We start from the raw sequence: 19232 nt of genomic DNA, 5'->3' as shown, positions 1-19232 counted from the left end.
GTCCAGCTCCTTTCGGGGTACGTCGGTCAGCGGGGGCCGACCCCGGCCAGGGTGAAGAACTCGGCGCGCGAGCGGTGGTCGTCGCGCAGGGTGCCGAGCAGGGTGGAGGTGATGGTGCTGCTGCCGACCGCCTGGACGCCGCGCAGCGTCATGCACAGGTGTTCGGCTTCGATGACCACGCCGACCCCGCGCGGGCGCAGCTGGCCGGTCAGCCAGTCGGCGATCTGCTTGGTCAGGCGCTCCTGGACCTGCGGGCCGTGGGCGAACAGCTCGACCACCCGGGCCAGTTTGGACAGCCCCAGGATGCGCTCGCCGGGCAGGTAGCCGACGTGCGCGACGCCGACGAACGGCAGCAGGTGGTGTTCGCAGAGCGACCGGATCGGGATGGCCCGGGCGAGCACCAGCTCGTCGTAGCCCTCGTCGTTGGCGAAGGTGGTCAGCTGGAACTCGCGCGGGGTGAGCAGTTCGGCGTAGGCGCGGGCCATCCGCCCCGGGGTGTCGGCGAGCCCGTCGGCGGAGAGGTCCACGCCGAGCGCGGCCAGGAATTCCGCCGCCGCCCGTTCCGCGGCGGCCGGATCGCGACGCGGACGCTGGTGCTGCACTCGGAGCGCGCTGACAGTCACTCGGACCCCCCAGGAGATTTTCACCAACGCTCATTGGTGATAGCGATCATGCTGCCCCACCGCGTCCCGAATTTCAATAGCCTTCATTGGTGATAACCTTTCGGCATGAGCACGGGCGAGCGCTGGAACGCGATGGCCGCGCTCGTCGACAGGTCCCGACGGGCGCTCTACGACTACGTGTGCCGCGCCGACCACCCCGTCACCCGCGAGGAGGCCGCCGAGGCGCACGGCATGTCCCGCAACCTCACGGCGTTCCACCTCGACAAGCTCGTCGAGTCCGGCCTCCTCCGAGCCCGCTACGGGACACCGGCCGACCAGCCCCGCGGCCGCGGCCGGACGCCGAAGGTCTACGAGGCGACCGGCGACGGCGTGGCGATCACCGTTCCCGAGCGGCGCTACGAACTCATCGCCGAGATCCTCGCCGACGCGGTCGCCGACGACCCCCACGACGCCCCCGAGGCGGCGCGCCGGCACGCCCGACGACGCGGTCAGGAGATCGGAGCACGGGTACGCGACTCCGGCGAGGACCTCGTCGCCGCGCTCGCCGGCCTCGGCTTCGAGCCCGAGGCGCTCGACGAGCACGTGCTGCTGGGCAACTGCCCGTTCCACGTCCTGGCCACCCGGCAGACCGCGCTGGTGTGCGGGCTCAACCACGCCTTCCTCGCCGGCCTGGTCGACGGCGCGGGGCGCGGCGACCTGCTGCCCCGGCTCGCGCCGCGTCCCGGGGCCTGCTGCGTCCGGCTGGACGGTGTCCCGGGCAGCTGAGCCGGTCACGGTGAGATGCGCACCTCGACCGAGCTGATGTACCACCGGAAGTCGGACGTGCTGTCGATGGACACGTCGTTGGTGCCGCTCTTGTCGAAGGAGCGCGTGCCGGCGCAGACGATCACCGACTCGCCCGCCGGCACCGGTCCGGCGCTGAACAGCTGCGCGAAGTAGTGGGTGCCGCGGGTCAGCTTCTCCTGGTGGAAGCTCTCGTCGTCGTCGGTGGTCTCGTCCAGGGTCGACATCGCGGCGTACGACGGCTCGGCCACGTCGGGGTGCAGCACGTCGAGCATGAGGAAGTTCTGCTGGCTGGTGTGGGAGTTCGACCAGCCCCACTCGTCGGTGGTGTCCAGCCGGTGCGTCGCCTCGACGCACTGCGCGTCGATGAGCACCTCGACCAGACCCGTCGTCGGCGGGACGAACGCGAACGCGATGGCACTGAAGCCGTCACCGGACGCGTAGTCGAAGTCGCCGGCGTCATCGTCCTTCATGGTGATAGAGATGCCCACGTCCCCGACCGACGGGTTCAGGGTGTGGACGCGGTCGACCACGAAGTTGTCGTTGCGCACCGGGACGAAGCCGAGATTGAACCCGAAGAAGGGCGGCCGGAAGACCTCCCACCGGTGCGGGTCGTCGCTGTCGTCCGGTTCGAAGACACCCCAGGGGAGAGCGCGGTCGTGGAAGGGGGACAGGTTCAACCACGTGTCGAGGTGGTGCCCCAGGTGGAAGCCGGGACCGACGTTCTCGTCGGCGGCGAACACGTCGGCAAGGGCCTCGTGGTAGTCGGCCGCTATGGCGACGATCGCCTCACGCCGGATGTCACGGCTGCGCAGGAACGCCCTGGCCTTCCGTCGCCGGGCCCGGTTCACCGCGTCGTAGCTCGTCGTCAACCCCTCGGGCGGCTGGATCAGGTCACGAACGGTCATCCGTTCCTGCCGCATCAACTCGCGCAGCTCCGCCCAGTCGTCGTCGCCCAGCAGGCGTCGCAGCCGCCGGCTCGCCTCCGCCGACAGCTTCGCCGCCCTGCGGCTGCGCTTCTTCGTGACCGCCTGCAGGCGTTTGTCACGTTCCTCCGCCGCGGCCTCCGCCGACCGCCGGGCCGCCACGGGAAACCGGCGGAAGTTGTGGACTGTCTGGTCGGTGCCGACCATGGGAACCACCCGCCCATCAGAGCCTCGCCCTCATCCTGCTGCGGGACGTGCCCGCTGGCCAGAGGGGTTGTGCCAATCTGGCAAAGCCGCAAAAGGCGCCAACCGACGAGGGCCCCCCACGGAAGTGGATCTCTGCCGTATGGTGCGCTGATGCGTCGCCGCGTACCCCTGACCCTGCTCCTCGCACCGCTGCTCGTCACCGCGTGCACCAGCGATCCGGCCGCCCCGGCCGCCGGCCCGTCCACCCCCACGACCACGCCGAGCCCCACCGCGCCCGCGGTCGACTACACCGCCTGGCAGGCCGGGCGCTCGACTCCGGTGGCCGACACGATCTACCCGGCCCGGGGCACGGATGCCCTCGACGTCCTGCACTACGACCTCGCGTTGGACTGGGCGCCCACGACGAAGACCCTCACGGGCACCGCCACCCTGCGGATCCGGCCCACCAAGGACGCTCCCAGCCTGGTCCTCGACTTCATGCCCTACCAGGTCGACGGGGTGACGCTGGACGACGCGACGGTCACCGGCGCCGTCGCCAAGGAGAAGCTGACCGTGACCGCGCCGGTCGTCGCCGACAAGCCGGTGACGCTGGTGGTCAAGTACCACGGTACGCCGAAGACCACGCCGATGCCGTCGCACCGCAAGGACGTGGAGGCCCTGGGCCTCACCGTCACGAAGGAGGGCGGCCTCTGGACGATGCAGGAGCCGTTCGGGGCCTTCACCTGGTACCCGGCCAACGACCAGCCGTCCGACGAGGCCCTCTACGACATCAAGGTGACCGTCCCGGCGGGCTGGTCCGCGATCGCCAGCGGCACCCCGGCCGGGCAGTCCGGGACCACGTTCACCTACCGCAGCGCCGACCCTGTCGCGTCCTACCTGACCACCCTGGCGGTCGGGAGGTACCAGAAGCTGACCGCCAAGGGGCCCCGAGGCGTCCCACTGACCTTCTGGTACCGCAAGGGCGCCGACGACAAGCTGCTGCCGTACCTGAAGAAGTCCCCCCAGTACCTGGCCTGGCTGGAGAAGAAGTTCGGGCCGTACCCGTTCCCGTCCGGTGGGGTCGTGGTGGTGGACTCGGCGTCCGGGATGGAGACGCAGCAGATGATCACGATGGGCCGGAAGATCGAGAACACCAAGGCCCGCCGGGACCGCTGGGGAGGTGACCTGCTGCACGAGTACGCCCACCAGTGGTTCGGCGACTCGGTGACGCCGACCACCTGGACCGACCTGTGGCTGAACGAGGGTTGGGCCCAGTACGCCCAGGACCTGTACACCAAGGAGACCCTGCACCTCAGCGACGCCAGCCTGGACCGGTACCTGCGCGACGCCGACGCCGCCATGCGCAAGAAGCTCGGCCCGCCCGGCAAGCCCAACCCGAAGAACTTCGCCGAGGGCAACGTCTACCTGTGCCCGGAGGCCATGCTCCACGAGATCCACCGCCAGTTGGGTGACAAGGCGTTCTTCGCGCTGGCCCGCGCCTGGGTGCAGGACCAGCGCAACACCCAGCAGGACCGTGCGTCGTTCATCGCCTTCGTCAACAAGCAGACCGGACGCGACTTCACCAAGCTCATCAACACCTGGCTGGACTCGAAGACCACGCCGAAGCCGATCAAGGCCACCTGACCGGGGCCGCCCGACAACGACGACGCCGCAACGGCCGGCGGGGCCACGGTGCCTCGCCGGCCGCCGGCCGATCTCCGGGCCGGCTGGTGACGGCACACACATATCGCATCGCCGGCCTTGCCGGAACGATCACGTCGACCAGAATCGACGCATGAGCCATGATCCGGTGTCGGTGGTGCGGGACTTTCTGCGGGTCGTCCGGTCGGGAGCCGATCCGCGCCAGGCCGACCGGCTGATGGCGACCACGGTGATCGCCCACCAGGTGCAGGCCGAGGACCCGGCGACGATCACGCGCACGCCGCGGGAGTACGCCGAGCACGTCGAGGAGATGCTCGCGGCCTACGGTCCGTTCCGCCTGGAGATCGACGAGCTGTTCGGTTCCGGCGACAAGGTGTACGCGCGCTGGACCCAGAACGGCGTCCACGTCGGCAACGTCGACGACATCGCCCCCACCGGCCGGCCCGTCACTCAGGTGACCAGCTGTGTGTACCGGGTCGCCGACGGGAGGATCGCGGAGTACTGGATCCAGATCGACAGGTGGGGACTGCGCGCGCAGCTCGCCGCCTGACGCGTGGCCGCCGTGGTGGAGTCGGCCACGACGCGTCCCGTTCCGCAGCACACCTGAACCACGAGACGCCGGAGGAGAGGTCCAGCAGTGAGGATTCTTGTCGTCGGGGCGGGAGCGACCGGAGGCTACTTCGGCGCCCAGCTCCAGCAGGCCGGCCGGGACGTCACCTTCCTCGTCCGGTCCCGGCGCGCCGACGTGCTCCGCGAGCGGGGACTGCGCATCACCGGCCTGGGGACCGACACCGTGCTCACGCCACGGCTGCTCACCGCCGCCGACGTCGACGGGCACTACGACATCGTCCTCGTCTCGGTGAAGGCCACCGCGCTGCCGGCGGCGCTCGACGACGTGTCCGCCGCGGTCGGTCCGCGTACCACGGTGATCCCGTTCCTGAACGGCATGGCGCACATGGACGCGCTGAACGAGCGGTTCGGGCAGGACGCGGTGCTCGGTGGGGTGGTCCGCGTCCTCACCACGCTCGACGCCGAGGGTGACATCGTCCGGCTGGGCGCCCTGGCCGAGATCGTCGTCGGCGAACAGCGGGGCGGCACGTCGCAGCGCGTCGCGCAGATCGCCGAGGTGCTGTCCGGGGCGGGCTTCGACCTGTCCGTCTCGCCGGACATCCGTGCCGCCATGTGGCACAAGTGGGTATTCATCAGCACGCTCGGCGCCCTCAACACCCTGGTGCGCGGCTCGGTGGGCGACGCCATGGCGGCCCCCGGAGGCGACCGCCTCGGCCCGCAGATCGCCGCCGAGGCCGCGGCCGTCGCCGCGGCGGCCGGGTATCCGGTGCCGACGCAGACCCTCGACACCGTCCGGGCCTTCATGACCCGGCCCGGCTCGGCCGACACCGCCTCGCTCTACCGGGACCTGGTCGCCGGGCAGCCGACCGAGGCCGAGCAGATCTTCGGTGACCTCACGGCGCGGGCCCGCGCGCTCGGCGTACCCACTCCTCTGCTGGACGCCACGACGGTGGCCCTGCGCGTGCACGAACAGCGGCTCGAACGTCACGACACGATCGCGACTGTGGCCTCCACGCCGGCACGCTGAACCCTGCGGGCGGGGACCGGATGCCACAATCCCCCCATGCCGTCGGACCCCTGGGCCGCGTTGGCGAACCCGTTCCTGGAAGGCGCGTACGCCTCGGTCAAGGGCCAGGTGCGGACGTACGTCCTCCACGCGCAACTGCTGCGGCACCTGCCCGAGCCACCGGCGAGCGTCCTCGACGTCGGCGGGGGAGCGGCCCACCAGTCGTTGCCGCTGGCCCGACTCGGCTATGACGTGACGGTCCTGGACCCGTCACCGGCCATGCTCGCCAAGGCCGAGCAGCGGCTCAGGGACGAGCCGGCCGACGTCCGGCGGCGGGTCCGGCTGGTCGAGGCGCCCGGCGAGCAGGCCGAGGCGGCAACCGGTGGGCGGCGGTTCGCGGCGGTGCTCTGCCACGGCGTGCTCATGTACGTGGAGCGGCCCGAGCCGCTGGTGTCCGCGCTGTGCCGCCGCACCGCACCCGGAGGTGTCCTCTCGGTCATGGCGCTCAACGCCCGCACGCTGGCCGTCCGCCCGGCCCTCGACCGCCGCTGGGCCGACGCCCTGGCCGCCTTCGACGCTACGGGCGAGGTCGGGGTGCTCGGCGTCGGCACCCGCGGCGACACCGTCGAGGGCCTGTCCCTCCTGCTGCGGCAGGGCGGGGTGGACCCCGAGGACTGGTACGGCGTCTGGTTGTTCTCCGACTGGCTGGACCTGCCGTCCGGCAGCACGGACGTGGCGGCCGTGGCCGCAGTCGAGCTGGAAGCGAGCGTCCGGGACCCCTACCGGCAGCTCAGCCGGGTGTTCCACCTCGTGGGACGAGCGGGGCCGCGGACGGCCGGCGATGAAGCCTGACTAAGGTCAGGCATATGAACCCGGAACTCATCGCCACCGTGCGGCGGTTCAACCGGACGGTCACCCAACGCGTGGGCGCTCTCGACGACCAGTACATGTCCCGCGACCGGCCCCTCGCCCAGGCGCGGCTGCTGTGGGAGATCGGCCCCGACGGCGCCGAGGTCGCGGCCCTGCGGGCCCGGCTCGGGCTGGACTCCGGGTACCTCAGCCGGCTCCTGCGCACCCTGGAGGGCGACGGGCTCGTGCGCGTCGGCCCGGCCGACCCGGCCGGCGGTGACGGACGGGTACGCGTCGCCACGCTCACCGCGGCCGGCCGGTCGGAGTGGGCGGAACTGGACGAGCGCTCCGACGACCTGGCCCGGTCCATCCTCGACCCGCTCAGCGACCGGCGCCGCGAGCGCCTCGTCGCGGCGATGGCCGAGGTGGAGCGGCTGCTCGTCGGCTCGATGGTGGTCGTCGAGCCCTGCCCACCGGCGGACCCCCGGGCCCGCGCCTCCGTGCGGGCGTACGCCCGCGAGATCGCGCAGCGCTTCGACGACGGGTTCGACCCGGCGCTGAGCAAGCCGGTCCGCGACGAGGAACTCGTTCCGCCCGCCGGCGTGTTCCTGCTCGCCACCCTCAACGGCGAGCCGGTCGGCTGCGGGGCGGTCAAGCTCCACGCCGGCGCGCCCGCGGAGATCAAGCGCGTCTGGGTGTCCGACGGCGTCCGCGGGCTCGGCGTCGGCCGGCGGCTGCTGGACCGGTTGGAGCGGTACGCCGCCGAGCGTGGCTGGACCGCCGTCCGGCTGGACACCAACCGCAACCTCACCGAGGCGATCGCCATGTACCGCGCCGCCGGCTACCGGGAGATCGCGCCGTACAACGACGAGCCCTACGCGCATCACTGGTTCGAGAAGCGCCTGACGCCCTGACGGGTGTGCATATCGGGGCGATACGACCCGAAGAGTATGGCCGGCGAATCAATTGATATCAATATGCTGTCCGCCATCCCGACCCAGGTGCGCTCCCCGAGGCGCACCGGTCCTGATGCGGAGGAACTCATGGTTCGCTGGCGCACCCTCACCGGCCTGTTGGCCGCCGCGTTGGCCGCGGTGACCGCGGGCAGCCTCACCCTCGCCGCACCCGCCGTCGCCGACACGGGTCCCACGCCGTACGTCGTCGGCGGCACCCGCGCCGCGCAGGGCGAGTTCCCGTTCATGGTGCGGCTCTCGATGGGCTGCGGCGGCGCGCTGTACAGCCCGCGCCTGGTGCTCACCGCCGCGCACTGCGTCGGTCGTACGGGCACCAACACCAGCATCACGGCGACCCTGGGCGTGGTCGACCTCCAGTCGTCCAGCCGGATCACGGTCCGCTCGAACTACGTCTACCGGGCGCCGGGCTACAACGGCAGCGGCAAGGACTGGGCGCTGATCCGGCTGGCCACCCCGGTCACCAGCCTGAGCACCCTGAAGATCGCCAACACCACCGCCTACGACAACGGCACGTTCACGATCGCCGGCTGGGGCGCGGCGACCGAAGGGGGCGGGCAGCAGCGGTACCTGCTCAAGGCGACAGTGCCGTTCGTCAGCGACGCCACCTGCAGCGCCAACTACGGCGGCGACATCATCCCCGCAGAGGAGATCTGCGCCGGGTACGCCGGCGGCGGCGTGGACACCTGCCAGGGTGACTCGGGCGGCCCGATGTTCCGCCGCGACGCCAGCAACGCCTGGATCCAGGTCGGCATCGTCAGCTGGGGCAACGGGTGCGCCCGGCCCAACTACCCCGGTGTCTACACCCAGGTCAGCTACTTCGCCTCGGCCATCGCGTCGGCCGCGGCGAGCCTCGGCGGCTGACCGCGCGGCCTGACGGGCGGCCCGGCCTGCGACCGGCCGGGCCGCCCTGCCTGCGGGACGGGTCAGGCGTAGAGCGACGTGCCCGTCTCCAGCAGCGACTTCAGGTCGCTGAGGACCTCGGGCCAGCCGCCGCCGGCGCTCTCGACCTCACCGCTGACCTGCGCCATGGTCTGCGGGGCGCCCTCCAGCTCGTGGGTCACCGTCAGCGACGTGACGCCGTTGCCCCGCTCCGCGATCTCGTACGTCAACCGGGTGGCCGGCTCGTCCAACCACGTCGGCCGCCAGGTCTGGACCAGCCGGACCGGCGGGTCCACCTCGATCACCTCGCCCTCCACCGGCACCTCCGGCATGCCCGTCTCCACGTGCTCGGGGATGGCCCGGGCCCGGTAGGCGCCGCCCGGCCGCAGGTCGTACTCGGCGATGCCCTGGTAGCCGTACCTCCGGGTCCACTCCGGCTTGGTGATGGCGTCCCAGATCGCCTGCGGGGTGGCCTTGATGTAGACCCGGTAGACCTTTGTCGTCCCGGTCGTCGTCGTGGTGGTCATGACTTCTCCTTCGGGTCGTCGCGTTCGAGTTCCGCCTTGAGGTCCAGCAGTGTCGCGGTGTGGTGCTCGGTGTACTTGTCGATCCACCGATCGTGGATCGACCGGATCGGCACCGGGTTGAGGAAGTGCAGCTTCTCCCGGCCCTGCCGCCTGGTGACCACGAGACCGGCGTCCTCCAGCAGGCGCAGGTGCTTCATGACACCGAAACGGGTCATCGCCAGCTCGGACTCCAGCTCCGTCAACGTCTGGCCGTCGCGGACGAAGAGCCGGTCGAGCAGGGCGCGTCGGGTCGGATCGGCGAGCGCCTTGAACACCAGATCGTCATCGTCGCTCACGAGACCAGAATAGGTGACCAGATGGTCACATGTCAACGATGGCGAGGGCGGGGAGGGGATCTACAGGTGGTGGCGGTGGCGGACCGTCGCCGGCGGTCAGAGGCGGTCGGCGACCAGCACCCGGCTGTGACGCAGCGACGTGCCGCGACGGACCGGGAGAGCCAGGGCCCGCGCCGTGTCGAGCAGGTCCTCGTCGCGGGTCACGGTCCAGCCGTGGCGGGTGAGCAGGGCGGTCATGGCGCCGGAGGTCCAGGTCGAGCGCCACGGCTCGTTCGCCCAGACGCTCGACCGGCCGGTGGACGCCGTCAGCAGCCGGGCCACGACGCGGCCCAGCGCCGTCGAGGTGGCGGGGCTCTGGAAGTTGACGACCAGGCGGCTGCCCGGCGCGGAGCAGGCCGCGACGTCCGCGACCGTGGCGGCCACCGCCGCCCGGGTCAGGTACGGCACGACGCCCTCCCAGACCCAGGTCGTGGCGAGGTCGGCGCGGTGCCCGTGGTCCGCCAGCGTCGCGGCCAGCCGGTCACGGCCGAAGTCCACCGGCACGTACCGGGGCGGCGTGCCGGACAGGCCCGCGGCGCGCTCGCGCTTGTCCTGCTGGGTGGCCGGCTGGTCGACCTCGAAGACGGCCACCCCCGCGAGTTCCGGCATCCGCCAGGCGCGGCCGTCCAGCCCGCCGCCGAGAATCACCACCTGCGGGGACGGGTGCGCGCGGATCGCGTCGTCGATGGCGATCGTCCGGGGCGCCATGAGTACGGCGGCGGCGCGTACCGTCTCGTAGTCGACCCGCTGCCGCCACGCCCGCGGTGGCACACCGTCGCGTACCCACTGGACGGCCTCCCGCTCGTCCGGACGCAGCAGGGCCAGGGCGGTGGGATCCGCGAAGCGGCCGGGCGCGATCAGGGCATGCGCGGCGGCGCGACCCTGGCACACCAGCACGGCGGTGCGGCTCGCCCGCGGAGCTCCCGACATCGCCGTCAGCCGTCGATCCGGGTGATGTTGCGGATCTTGTTGGCGGCGTCCAGGGCGGCCACCTTGTACGCCTCGGCCAGCGTCGGATAGTTGAACACCGCGTCCACCAGGTAGTCGACGGTGCCGCCGCAGCCCATCACCGCCTGCCCCACGTGGACGATCTCGGTGGCGCCGGTCCCGAACACGTGCACGCCGAGCAGCCGCCCGTCGTCCGGCGAGACGAGCAACTTCAACATGCCGTACGAGTCACCCACGATCTGGCCCCGGGCCAGCTCGCGGTAGCGGGCGATGCCCACCTCGAAGGGGGTCGAGCTGTCGGTCAGCTCCTCCTCGGTCTTCCCGACGAAGCTGATCTCCGGGATCGTGTAGATGCCGATCGGCTGCAACTCGGGCATCGCGCGGACCGGCTCGCCGCAGGCGTGCTGCGCGGCCAGCCGGCCCTGCTCCATCGAGGTGGACGCCAGCGCCGGGAAGCCGATCACGTCGCCGACGGCGTAGATGTTGTCGACAGCGGTGCGGTAGGTCCCGTCGACCTGGATCCGGCCCCGGTGGTCCGCCGCCAGGCCGGCCGCGTCCAGGGCCAGGTCGTCGGTCTGGCCCTGCCGGCCGGCGGAGTACATCACCGTGTCGGCGACGATCCTCTTGCCACTCTTCAGGATGCACAGGGCGGCGGTCCGGTGCTTCTCCACGGCGGCGACCTCCTCGCCGAAACGGAAGGTTACCGACAGGTCCCGCAGGTGGTACTTGAGCGACTCGACGATCTCCTCGTCGCAGAAGTCGAGCATCCGGTCGCGGCGTTCGACCACTGTCACCTTGGTGCCGAGGGCGGCGAACAGGGACGCGTACTCCATGCCGATCACGCCGGCGCCCACCACGACCATGCTGCGGGGGACGGCCTGGAGGTTGATGACGCCGTCGGAGTCCACGATGGTCCGGTCGTCGAAGTCGACGCTGTCCGGGCGGGCGGGCCGGGTGCCGGCGGCGATGACGATCTTGTCGAAGGTGACCCGGGACTCGCGGCCGGAGCCGCCGTCGACCCAGACCGAGTGCGCGTCGGCGAACCGCCCGGTGCCGGTGATCATCGCGACCCGGTTGCGGGCCAGCTGGTTGCGGATGACGTCCGTCTGCCGGCTGATCACGTGCTGGGTGCGGGCGGCCAGGTCGCTGACCGTGATCTCCTCCTTGACCCGGTAGCTGCTGCCGTAGAGGTCCCGCTGGCTCAGGCCGGTCAGGTAGAGGACGGCCTCGCGCAGTGTCTTGGAGGGGACGGTGCCGGTGTTGATGCACACCCCACCGATCATGTCGCGGCGGTCCACGATGCCGACCCGCCGGCCGAGCTTGGCCGCGGCGATCGCGGCCTTCTGACCGCTCGGTCCGGAGCCCAGCACCAGCAGGTCGTAGTCGTACACACCCGTCAGCGTGGCAGCATGTCCCGGCGCGCGCCAGAGGCGATCCGGGGCGTCAGCGCGGCGGCGGCCCGGCCGGCCGGTCGACAAGCGCGGCCAGCTTCTTCGGGGCCAGGACGCGGTAGCTCTCGGTGAGCAGTTCGCCGACCTCGGCCCAGTCGACCCCGTCGTCGAGCACCATGACGACGACGTCGGTGCCCCAGTCGGCCTTGTAGAACGGGTGGCCGCCGGCGAGCAGCCCGGCGATCTCGTCGCCGGGGGACCGGAAGGTCAGCACGCAGATGGGCTCGTCGCTGGCGACGGCCCGGGCGTAGGCGGCCTGGTGGTCGGGGTCGACGGTGAGCACGTGGGCGAAGGTCCGCTTGCGGATCCGCCACCGGGTGCCCACCCAGGCCGGCTCCTCGTAGGCTTCCGGCAGGCCGAGGCAGGCGGGCCGGAGCTCACCGAGGATCTCGGGTGGGACGTCGCCACGATCGGTCACGCGGCGCACGGTACGCGGCCCCTCCGACAGTTCAGCGCTCCTCCTGCCCAGGTACGACCACCCACGCGGATGACGACGGCCTCTCGCGGCGGCCTCAGGCCAGGAGGGTCTCGCGCATCCTTGCGCCCGGATTGATCCGGCCGACCACCCGGGGGCTCGCCGGGTCGTACACGTCCAGGGTGTTGTTGCGGCGCATCAGCTCGCGGACCGCCGGCGGCAGCCGGGGCGGGTCGTCCATGGCCGCGAGGACCTGCCCGGCGGTCGAGATCAGACGATCGGCCAGCGCGGCCGCGTCGGTGTCCACCCGCACCCGACCGAACTCCCAGCCGGCGGTGGTGAGGTCGAGCAGCTCGAACACGCGGGTCACCAGCGGGTTCGGGTCGGTCACCCGGTCGAGCCGGGGCGCCCCGCCGCCGACCACCGCGACGGCGGCGGCCACCTGGGCGTACGGGTGGAAGCCGCTCGGCAGCGCGAACAGGGGCCAGCGCAGCATGGGGCCGGCCTCCTTCCACAGCGGCCGGTAGTTGCCGCGGTGCACCAGGAGCCGCCGGCCCGTCCGCCGGTACACGTCGTGGGCCTGGGCCCGCAGGTCGGCGTGGGCCTCCTCGGCGGCCTCACTCACTATCCGGGCCGCCACCACCAGGCCGTCGTCGTCGGCGAGCAGCCGGCTGACCGCCTCGACCTGGTCGGGAAACCGGATCTGGGCCCGGGCGCCGTACCGGTGCTGGACGTCGCGCAGCAGCGCCTGCTGCCGCGCCGGATCGAGCTGGACCCGCCTGCCACCCAGCAACTGCCGGAGCCAACGCATCTCGCCTCGTTTCAGCAGCCGTCGCGAACCGCGGCAATGCTAGTGCGTCGGTCGTCTCTCGTATGGTGATGGGGTGGCTGAGCGATCTCTGACCCTGATGGCGGTGCACGCGCACCCCGACGACGAGGCGACGAGCACCGGTGGCGTCCTCGCCAGGTACGCGGCGGAGGGCATCACGACGGTGCTGGTGACGTGCACGGACGGGCGGTGTGGCGACGGGCCCGGCGGGGTGAAGCCGGGTGACCCGGGGCACGACCCGGAGGCCGTGGTGGCGATGCGCGCGGCCGAGTTGACGGCCAGCTGCGAGGCGTTGAAGGTCACCCACGTGGAGACGCTCGGCTACGCCGACTCCGGGATGATGGGCTGGGCGACAAACGACCTGCCCGGCGCGTTCTGGAACACGCCCGTGGCGGAGGCCGCCGAGCGGCTGGCCGAGCTGATCCGGCGCTACCGGCCCGACGTCGTGGTCACCTACGACGAGAACGGCTTCTACGGCCACCCGGACCACATCCAGGCGCACCGCATCACCATGGCCGCCGTCGAGCGGACGGGCATCCCCGCGAAGGTCTACTGGACGACCGTCCCGCGCAGCGCGTTCGAGGAGTTCGGCCGCGTCATGAAGGAGATCGGCGTCGAGTTTCCCGAGCCGGACGGGCCGTCGGAGGAGATGCCGCAGCTCGGCCTGCCCGACGAGGAGATCACCACCTGGGTGGACACGAGCGGCTACGGCGGGCAGAAGTTCGAATCCCTGGCGGCGCACGCCAGCCAGGCCGAGAACATCTTCTTCCTGCAGCTGGGTCAGGACCGGTTCACCGAACTCATGGGCGTCGAGACCTTCGTCCGGGTCCGCGACACCACCGACGCGCCGACGCCCGAGGACGACCTGTTCGCCGGACTGCGCTGACCGGCCCCGCTCACCCGCGCACGCCCGCCTGACGACCGAGGAAACGCGACTCCCGCGGTGTGTTGCCCGGCCACCCGGGTACCCGCAGGGCCCGCAACCAGGTCAGGGGAGGCGCGCATGAGCGACGCGATCGGGCGTCCGGGCCGCAACGGGCACATCGGCAGCCCGACGGACCGTCTGGCGCAGGACGTCGCGGACGTCGTCCGCGAGGAGGTTCGTGCCGTCCGTGGGCAACTCACCGAGGCGGCTCGCCCGGCCGGGCTGGGGATCGTGCTGCTGGCCGCCGCCGGCGGCTGCCTGGTTCTGGGCGCCGGCGCGGCCTCCACCACGGTCCTGCGCCTGCTGGAGGCGTTCCTGCCTCGCCGGCTGGCCGCCGCCGGCCTCACCGCCGGTTACCTGGCCACCGCGGTGGTCCTCGGCGGGATGGGGCTGGAGCAGTTGCGCGCGGCAGGGGGCAGCTCAGCCCGACTCGCCGACGAGGTGCGGGACATGGTGTCGGCGACCGCCTCCCGGGTCGTCCCGGCCGGCACCGACGCCGCCCGTGACGAGCTGGGCCGGTAACGGGGACCGGACGGAAGGGATCTCATGCCGGACAAGCACGAGCAGGCCGAGCAGATGCGCGACGACGTGCCGTCGACCGTCGCGCGCTCCGACGACAAGGCGGTCCGCACGTACAAGAAGACGCTGGAGTCGGCGGAGGAGACCTACGGCGACGGGGAGCGGGCGCATCGCACGGCGTTCGCGTCGTTGAAGCACACCCACGAGAAGGTCGGCGACCACTGGGAGCCCAAGGAGCACCCGGGGCCGTCGGATCCGCAGGCGGCCCTGGGCACCCCGGCCTCGCGCGACCGGAGCCGCCCGACAGCCCAGGGGGTCGACGCCAACGCCAGCACGGGGCACCTCGTGGACGTGGCCCGGCGGGTGGGCGTCGCCGACCCGCAGAACCTGGACCGGGACGAGCTGGTCCGCGCCATCGAGAAGGCCAACGCCCGGGCCACCGCCCGCGCCCGGCGGAGGTGAACGCCGAGCGCGGGGCATGGTTGGATGGGCGAATGGGTTTCACGGTGGTGGACGTGCCGGAGCGGGAGCGGTTCGAGGCGCGGGACGAGGCGGGCGCCACGGCCGGCGTGGTGACGTACCAGCTGACCGGCACCATCATCGCCTACACCCACACCGAGGTCGCCCCGGAATTCGAGGGACGCGGCGTCGGGTCGACGCTGGCCCGCGCGGTGATGGACCACGCGCGGGCGAACCGCCGGACCGTGGTGCCGATCTGCCCCTTCCTGAGTGGCTGGCTGGAGAAGCATCCCGAGTACGACGGCATCGTGGCCCGGTCGACCCGCAAGCTCAAATAGCTCCCGGCACCCCCACCCCGGGTCAGCCGATCAGGGGTCGGCTGACGACGCTGTCGGTGCGGCCGCTCAGCTCCCGGTCCAGCGTCTCCTGCGCGTCGCGCATCGCCTCGGCGTACCGCGGTTCGGCGAGCCGCCGCATGCCCACCTCGGGTGCGACGTCCTCGACCACAGCGCTGATCCACCAGACGTTGCCGAACGGGTCGCGCACCCGGCCGCCCCGTTGACCGAAGGCGTGGGTGGCCGGTGCGGTGACCACGCGGGCTCCCGCGGCGACCGCGCGCTCGGTCGCCGCATCGGCGTCCGGGACGAAGACACGCAGCAGCGACGGCATGGCCGGCCAGTCCGGTCGCCTGTCGAACGCCAGCAGGATCGTGTCGCCGACGCGGATCTCGGCGTGGCCGATGGTCCCGTCCTCCAGCCGTACCCGACCGAGCTCGACCCCGTCGAACACCGTGGTGACGAAGTCCAGCAGTTGCCCGGTGTCCGGCGTGACGATCCACGGCGCGACGTTCGTGTACCCGGCGGGCGCGGTGCTGTTCATGGCGAATCTCCCTCGTGTCGTGACGAACTGCGGCCACGCTAGGTCAGGTATAGGTCAGGTCCCGTCCTAACCGAGCGCCAGAATGGCGGTCATGTCCGACGCGCGTGCCCGACTGCTGTCCCTGCTGTCGCTGTTGCAGACCCCTCGGTTGTGGCCGGGTAGCGAGCTGGCGCAGCGGCTCGGGGTGTCCGGCCGGACCGTGCGGCGCGACATCGACCGACTACGGGAGCTGGGCTATCCGGTGCGTGCGGAGCAGGGCGGCCTGGGCGGCTACCAGCTGACCGCAGGCGCGGCCATGCCGCCGCTGCTGCTGGAGGACGACGAGGCGGTCGCCGTGGCCATCGGGCTGCGTACCGCCGCGGCGCAGCCGGTGGCCGGGGTGGACGAGGCGGCGGTGCGGGCGTTGGGCAAGCTGCTTCAGGTCCTGCCGGCCCGGCTGCGGCGCCGGGTCGACACCTTGTCGTCCTCCACCGTGGCCCACCCGTTCTCCCTGGCCGGGGAGCCGGTGGACCCCGACACGCTTGTCGTCACCGCCGCGACGGTCGCCAACCACGAGCGGCTGCGGTTCCGTTACCGTGACGAGGGCCGGCACGTGGAGCCGCGTGCCCTGGTGACGGCCGGGCGGCGCTGGTACCTGCTCGCCTTCGACCTGGACCGCGACGACTGGCGGACCTTCCGGCTGGACCGGGTGACGAATCCCGCCGCCACCGGGGCCCGGGCGGTCACGAGGGACGTGCCCGGCGGGGACGTCGCCGCCTTCGTCGCCCGCCGGACCATGCAGATGGCGCCGACGTACGCGGCCGACGTCGTGATCCACGCGCCGGCCGCCCAGGTGGTGGACCGCCTCGGCGGGCCGCCGCCGGGCACGCTGACCGAACAGCCCGGCGGCACCTGCCGGTGGCTCGCGCCGCCGGACACCCTGGAATGGCATGCGCTCCGGTTGGCGTCGATCGGGCTGCCGTTCGAGGTGGGCGGTCCGCCCGAGCTGGCCGCCCACCTCAGGTCGACCGCCGCGCTGTTCCAGGCCGCCACCGCGGGGCCGGACCACCAGGGCCGTCACGACGGTGTGGCGGCTCCGGACCCCGCGTGACCGCGCACGCTCCGCGGCGGTGGGCCTCCGTGCGATGTCGTACGTCCGTGATGGTGCCGGCGGATCAGCGGCGGCGCAGCGCCGGGTCGAGCAGGGCGGGCGGGGTGTCGTGCTTCTCGTCGGGGGCGAGGTCGACGCCGGGCGCCACGATCGCGTCGATCGCGTCCAGCACGTCGGTGGAGAGTACGGTGTCCGCGGCGGCGAGCTGGGAGCGAAGGTGGTCCGCCGTGCGGGGGCCGATGATCGCGCTGGTGACGCCCGGGTGCGCGGTGACGAATCCGAGCGCGAGCTGGATCAGGCTGAGCCCGGCCTCGTCGGCCACCGTGGCCAGTCGCTCCACGGCCTCCAGTTTGGCCCGGTTGGCGGCAACGCTGATGTCGTAGCGCTGCCGCATGAAGCCCGATCGGTTGGTGGTGATCTCCCGTCCGGCACGGATCGCGCCGGACAGCCAGCCCGAGGCCAGCGGGCTCCAGGCGAGCACGCCCATGCCGTACTCCTGCGTCACCGGCAGCACGTGGGTCTCGATGCCGCGTTGCAGGATCGAGTAGCTCGGCTGCTCGGTCACGTAACGGCTCAGGTGCCGCTCCCGGGCCGTCCACTGGGCCTGGACGACGCGGTAGGCCGGGAAGGTCGAGGAGCCGAAATAGCGGATCTTTCCCGCGCGTTGCAGGTCCGTCAGCGCCGACAGCGTCTCCTCGTCGCTGGTCGTCGGGTCCCACCGGTGCATCTGGTAGAGGTCGACGTGGTCGACGCCGAGGCGGCGCAGGCTGTTGTCCAGCGCGGTGACCAGCCAGCGGCGCGAACCACCCCGACGGTTGCGCTCGTCGCCCATCGGCAGGGTCGCCTTGGTGGCCAGCACGACGTCGTCCCGGCGGCCGGCGATGGCCCTGCCGACCATCTCCTCGGACTGGCCGCCGCTGTAGACGTCGGCGGTGTCGATGAGGTTGATCCCCGCGTCGAGCGCCGCGTCGACGATGGCGGTGGCTTCCTCCTGGGTGGTGTTGCCGATCCTGCCGAAATTCATCGCGCCGAGTACGAGGGTGCTGACCTGCACACCCGTGCGGCCCAAGCTGCGGTACTGCATGGCTGTCCTCCTGAAGACGTGCGGCGGTGCATCGTTTGGCGGCGACCGGCAGGCCCGGTAAGCTCACCAAGCGGAACGCCGTTCCGATAACCAACATACGGAACAGTGTTCCGGATGCCAAGTGGTGTGATGGGGGTAACCCGGTTTGGCCGAGATCGACAGCGGCGCCGAGCAAGCGGCCCCGCGCAAGCGCGCCGACGCCCGGCGCAACGAGAAAGCCCTGCTGGATGCCGCCTCCGCGGCATTCGTCGCCTCCGGCGTCGACGTGCCCGTGCGCGACATCGCCGCCAGGGCGGGCGTCGGGGTGGGCACCATCTACCGCCACTTCCCGACCCGAGCCGACCTCATCGTCGCCGTCTACCGGCACCAGATCGAGGCGTGTGCCGAGGCGGGCCCCGCCCTGCTGGCCGACAGCGGCACACCGCACACCGCCCTGGTGCGGTGGATCGACCTGTTCGTCGATTTCCTGACCACCAAACACGGGCTCGCCGAAGCGCTACAGTCCGACGCCGCCGCCTTCCAGACCCTGCACGCCTACTTCCTCGACCGCCTGGTCCCCGTGTGCGACCAACTGCTCGACGCCGCGGTCGCGGCCGGCGAGATCCGTCCCGACCTGGACGCGTACGGACTGCTCCGCGGCGTCGGCAATCTCTGCATCGGCGCCGGTAACGACCCCCGGTACGACGCGCGCCGCCTGGTCCAGCTCCTCCTCGCCGGACTTCGGGTCCGCTGAGGGCATACCCACGACAGAAGAAGCGACCGGCCGGCCGGGCCGGTGGCCCGGGGACCGGCCGGCCTCGGTAGCTTCCCTGTCATGAGTGAGGACACCTTCCGCTCGGTGGAGATCGAGCGCACCAGCATGGGGAACTACGTCGCACGGAACGTCCGCGGCGGATCGCTGCCGATGGGCACGGGCGAGGACGGCGCCTTCACGCCGGTGGAGCTCCTTCTGGCTGCCATCGGCGGCTGCACGGCCATCGACGTGGACTACATCACCAGCCGCCGCGCCGAGCCCACCCGGTTCGCCGTCGAGGTCACCGGCGACAAGATCCGGGACGAGGCCGGCGGGAACCGGATGGAGAACCTCAAGGTCGAGTTCACCGTGACGTTCCCGGCGGGCGCCGACGGCGACAGGGCACGCGAGGCGCTGCCCCGATCGTTGCAGCAGTCGCACGACCGGCTCTGCACCGTCTCCCGTACCGTCGAACTCGGCACTCCCGTCACGATCGTCGACACTGCGGGTTCCGTCGAGGACTGAGGGCCGGGACGTGCTG

General features: G+C 71.9%; 24 protein-coding genes. 14 read left to right on the top strand and 10 right to left on the bottom strand.

What is annotated here, in order from left to right; genetic code table 11:
* Positions 1-26: 26 nt before the first annotated feature.
* A complete protein-coding gene (gene folE / locus GA0070603_RS04260) occupies positions 27-602 on the bottom strand; it encodes a GTP cyclohydrolase I FolE (protein ID WP_244282387.1) in 576 nt (191 codons plus the stop codon).
* A 126-nt stretch (positions 603-728) separates the two neighbouring features.
* Between folE and GA0070603_RS04255 the strand changes: the two genes are divergently transcribed.
* Positions 729-1388, top strand: coding sequence for a helix-turn-helix transcriptional regulator (locus GA0070603_RS04255; RefSeq protein WP_091307424.1), 660 nt, complete (start codon positions 729-731; stop codon positions 1386-1388).
* Between the two features lie 5 nt (positions 1389-1393).
* Here GA0070603_RS04255 and GA0070603_RS04250 read toward each other — a convergent pair whose 3' ends face one another.
* Entirely contained in the window at positions 1394-2539 is a 1146-nt protein-coding gene (locus GA0070603_RS04250; RefSeq protein WP_091307422.1) for a hypothetical protein, read from the bottom strand.
* Between the two features lie 150 nt (positions 2540-2689).
* Between GA0070603_RS04250 and GA0070603_RS04245 the strand changes: the two genes are divergently transcribed.
* From GA0070603_RS04245 to GA0070603_RS04220, 6 genes are all read left to right on the top strand, one after another.
* Positions 2690-4162 carry a M1 family metallopeptidase gene (locus tag GA0070603_RS04245; RefSeq protein ID WP_091307419.1) on the top strand — a complete coding sequence of 491 codons (1473 nt, stop codon included), beginning with the start codon at positions 2690-2692 and terminating at the stop codon, positions 4160-4162.
* Between the two features lie 151 nt (positions 4163-4313).
* Positions 4314-4730 carry an ester cyclase gene (locus tag GA0070603_RS04240; protein ID WP_091307416.1) on the top strand — a complete coding sequence of 139 codons (417 nt, stop codon included), beginning with the start codon at positions 4314-4316 and terminating at the stop codon, positions 4728-4730.
* Positions 4731-4817: 87 nt separating this feature from the next.
* Positions 4818-5777 (top strand): ketopantoate reductase family protein, encoded by a 960-nt coding sequence (locus tag GA0070603_RS04235; protein ID WP_091307413.1) that lies wholly within the window; start codon positions 4818-4820, stop codon positions 5775-5777.
* Between the two features lie 36 nt (positions 5778-5813).
* Positions 5814-6608 carry a class I SAM-dependent methyltransferase gene (locus GA0070603_RS04230; protein ID WP_091307411.1) on the top strand — a complete coding sequence of 265 codons (795 nt, stop codon included), beginning with the start codon at positions 5814-5816 and terminating at the stop codon, positions 6606-6608.
* Between the two features lie 14 nt (positions 6609-6622).
* The gene (locus GA0070603_RS04225) at positions 6623-7519 is read left to right on the top strand and encodes a bifunctional helix-turn-helix transcriptional regulator/GNAT family N-acetyltransferase (protein ID WP_091307407.1); all 897 of its coding nucleotides are present in this window, start codon (positions 6623-6625) and stop codon (positions 7517-7519) included.
* 129 nt (positions 7520-7648) lie between these two features.
* A complete protein-coding gene (locus GA0070603_RS04220) occupies positions 7649-8440 on the top strand; it encodes a S1 family peptidase (protein ID WP_091307403.1) in 792 nt (263 codons plus the stop codon).
* A 62-nt stretch (positions 8441-8502) separates the two neighbouring features.
* Here GA0070603_RS04220 and GA0070603_RS04215 read toward each other — a convergent pair whose 3' ends face one another.
* The 6 genes from GA0070603_RS04215 to GA0070603_RS04190 all read right to left on the bottom strand — a co-directional run bounded on the left by GA0070603_RS04215 (position 8503) and on the right by GA0070603_RS04190 (position 12984).
* Positions 8503-8985: an SRPBCC family protein gene (locus tag GA0070603_RS04215; RefSeq protein WP_091307398.1), complete on the bottom strand. Its 483-nt coding sequence runs from the start codon at positions 8983-8985 to the stop codon at positions 8503-8505.
* Entirely contained in the window at positions 8982-9320 is a 339-nt protein-coding gene (locus tag GA0070603_RS04210; protein ID WP_208862797.1) for an ArsR/SmtB family transcription factor, read from the bottom strand. The genes GA0070603_RS04215 and GA0070603_RS04210 overlap by 4 nt, the downstream gene beginning before the upstream one ends.
* 96 nt (positions 9321-9416) lie before the next feature.
* Entirely contained in the window at positions 9417-10289 is an 873-nt protein-coding gene (locus tag GA0070603_RS04205; RefSeq protein ID WP_091307395.1) for a class I SAM-dependent methyltransferase, read from the bottom strand.
* Positions 10290-10294: 5 nt separating this feature from the next.
* Complete coding sequence (gene sthA, locus GA0070603_RS04200) at positions 10295-11698, bottom strand: Si-specific NAD(P)(+) transhydrogenase (RefSeq protein ID WP_091307391.1); 1404 nt, start codon at positions 11696-11698, stop codon at positions 10295-10297.
* 52 nt (positions 11699-11750) lie between these two features.
* Positions 11751-12176 (bottom strand): MmcQ/YjbR family DNA-binding protein, encoded by a 426-nt coding sequence (locus GA0070603_RS04195; protein ID WP_091321518.1) that lies wholly within the window; start codon positions 12174-12176, stop codon positions 11751-11753.
* 94 nt (positions 12177-12270) lie between these two features.
* Positions 12271-12984 (bottom strand): hypothetical protein, encoded by a 714-nt coding sequence (locus tag GA0070603_RS04190; RefSeq protein ID WP_091307387.1) that lies wholly within the window; start codon positions 12982-12984, stop codon positions 12271-12273.
* Positions 12985-13057: 73 nt separating this feature from the next.
* Between GA0070603_RS04190 and GA0070603_RS04185 the strand changes: the two genes are divergently transcribed.
* The 4 genes from GA0070603_RS04185 (at position 13058) to GA0070603_RS04170 (ending at position 15243) form a co-directional block, all read left to right on the top strand.
* Positions 13058-13888, top strand: coding sequence for a PIG-L family deacetylase (locus tag GA0070603_RS04185; RefSeq protein WP_091307384.1), 831 nt, complete (start codon positions 13058-13060; stop codon positions 13886-13888).
* Positions 13889-14005: 117 nt separating this feature from the next.
* Positions 14006-14449 carry a phage holin family protein gene (locus tag GA0070603_RS04180; protein ID WP_091307380.1) on the top strand — a complete coding sequence of 148 codons (444 nt, stop codon included), beginning with the start codon at positions 14006-14008 and terminating at the stop codon, positions 14447-14449.
* Positions 14450-14473: 24 nt separating this feature from the next.
* A complete protein-coding gene (locus GA0070603_RS04175) occupies positions 14474-14908 on the top strand; it encodes a ChaB family protein (RefSeq protein ID WP_244282386.1) in 435 nt (144 codons plus the stop codon).
* Positions 14909-14940: 32 nt separating this feature from the next.
* The gene (locus GA0070603_RS04170) at positions 14941-15243 is read left to right on the top strand and encodes a GNAT family N-acetyltransferase (RefSeq protein ID WP_091307376.1); all 303 of its coding nucleotides are present in this window, start codon (positions 14941-14943) and stop codon (positions 15241-15243) included.
* Between the two features lie 22 nt (positions 15244-15265).
* On the opposite strand, the gene GA0070603_RS04165 is transcribed toward GA0070603_RS04170, so the two are convergent.
* Positions 15266-15784, bottom strand: a complete 519-nt coding sequence (locus GA0070603_RS04165) for a VOC family protein (RefSeq protein ID WP_091307372.1) — start codon at positions 15782-15784, stop codon at positions 15266-15268.
* Between the two features lie 91 nt (positions 15785-15875).
* Between GA0070603_RS04165 and GA0070603_RS04160 the strand changes: the two genes are divergently transcribed.
* Positions 15876-16874: a helix-turn-helix transcriptional regulator gene (locus GA0070603_RS04160; RefSeq protein WP_091321514.1), complete on the top strand. Its 999-nt coding sequence runs from the start codon at positions 15876-15878 to the stop codon at positions 16872-16874.
* 64 nt (positions 16875-16938) lie between these two features.
* On the opposite strand, the gene GA0070603_RS04155 is transcribed toward GA0070603_RS04160, so the two are convergent.
* On the bottom strand, positions 16939-17958 hold the full coding sequence (locus tag GA0070603_RS04155; protein WP_091307369.1) for an aldo/keto reductase: 1020 nt from the start codon (positions 17956-17958) through the stop codon (positions 16939-16941).
* A gap of 145 nt (positions 17959-18103) precedes the next feature.
* Between GA0070603_RS04155 and GA0070603_RS04150 the strand changes: the two genes are divergently transcribed.
* A complete protein-coding gene (locus GA0070603_RS04150; protein ID WP_091307366.1) occupies positions 18104-18691 on the top strand; it encodes a TetR/AcrR family transcriptional regulator in 588 nt (195 codons plus the stop codon).
* A gap of 81 nt (positions 18692-18772) precedes the next feature.
* Positions 18773-19216: an OsmC family protein gene (locus tag GA0070603_RS04145; RefSeq protein WP_091307363.1), complete on the top strand. Its 444-nt coding sequence runs from the start codon at positions 18773-18775 to the stop codon at positions 19214-19216.
* The last annotated feature ends 16 nt before the right edge of the window (positions 19217-19232 follow it).

It is taken from the genome of Micromonospora chersina, from assembly GCF_900091475.1.
Taxonomy (GTDB): domain Bacteria; phylum Actinomycetota; class Actinomycetes; order Mycobacteriales; family Micromonosporaceae; genus Micromonospora; species Micromonospora chersina.
Note: the sequence above shows the minus strand (reverse complement) of the source record. Positions and strands in the feature narration are given on the sequence as shown.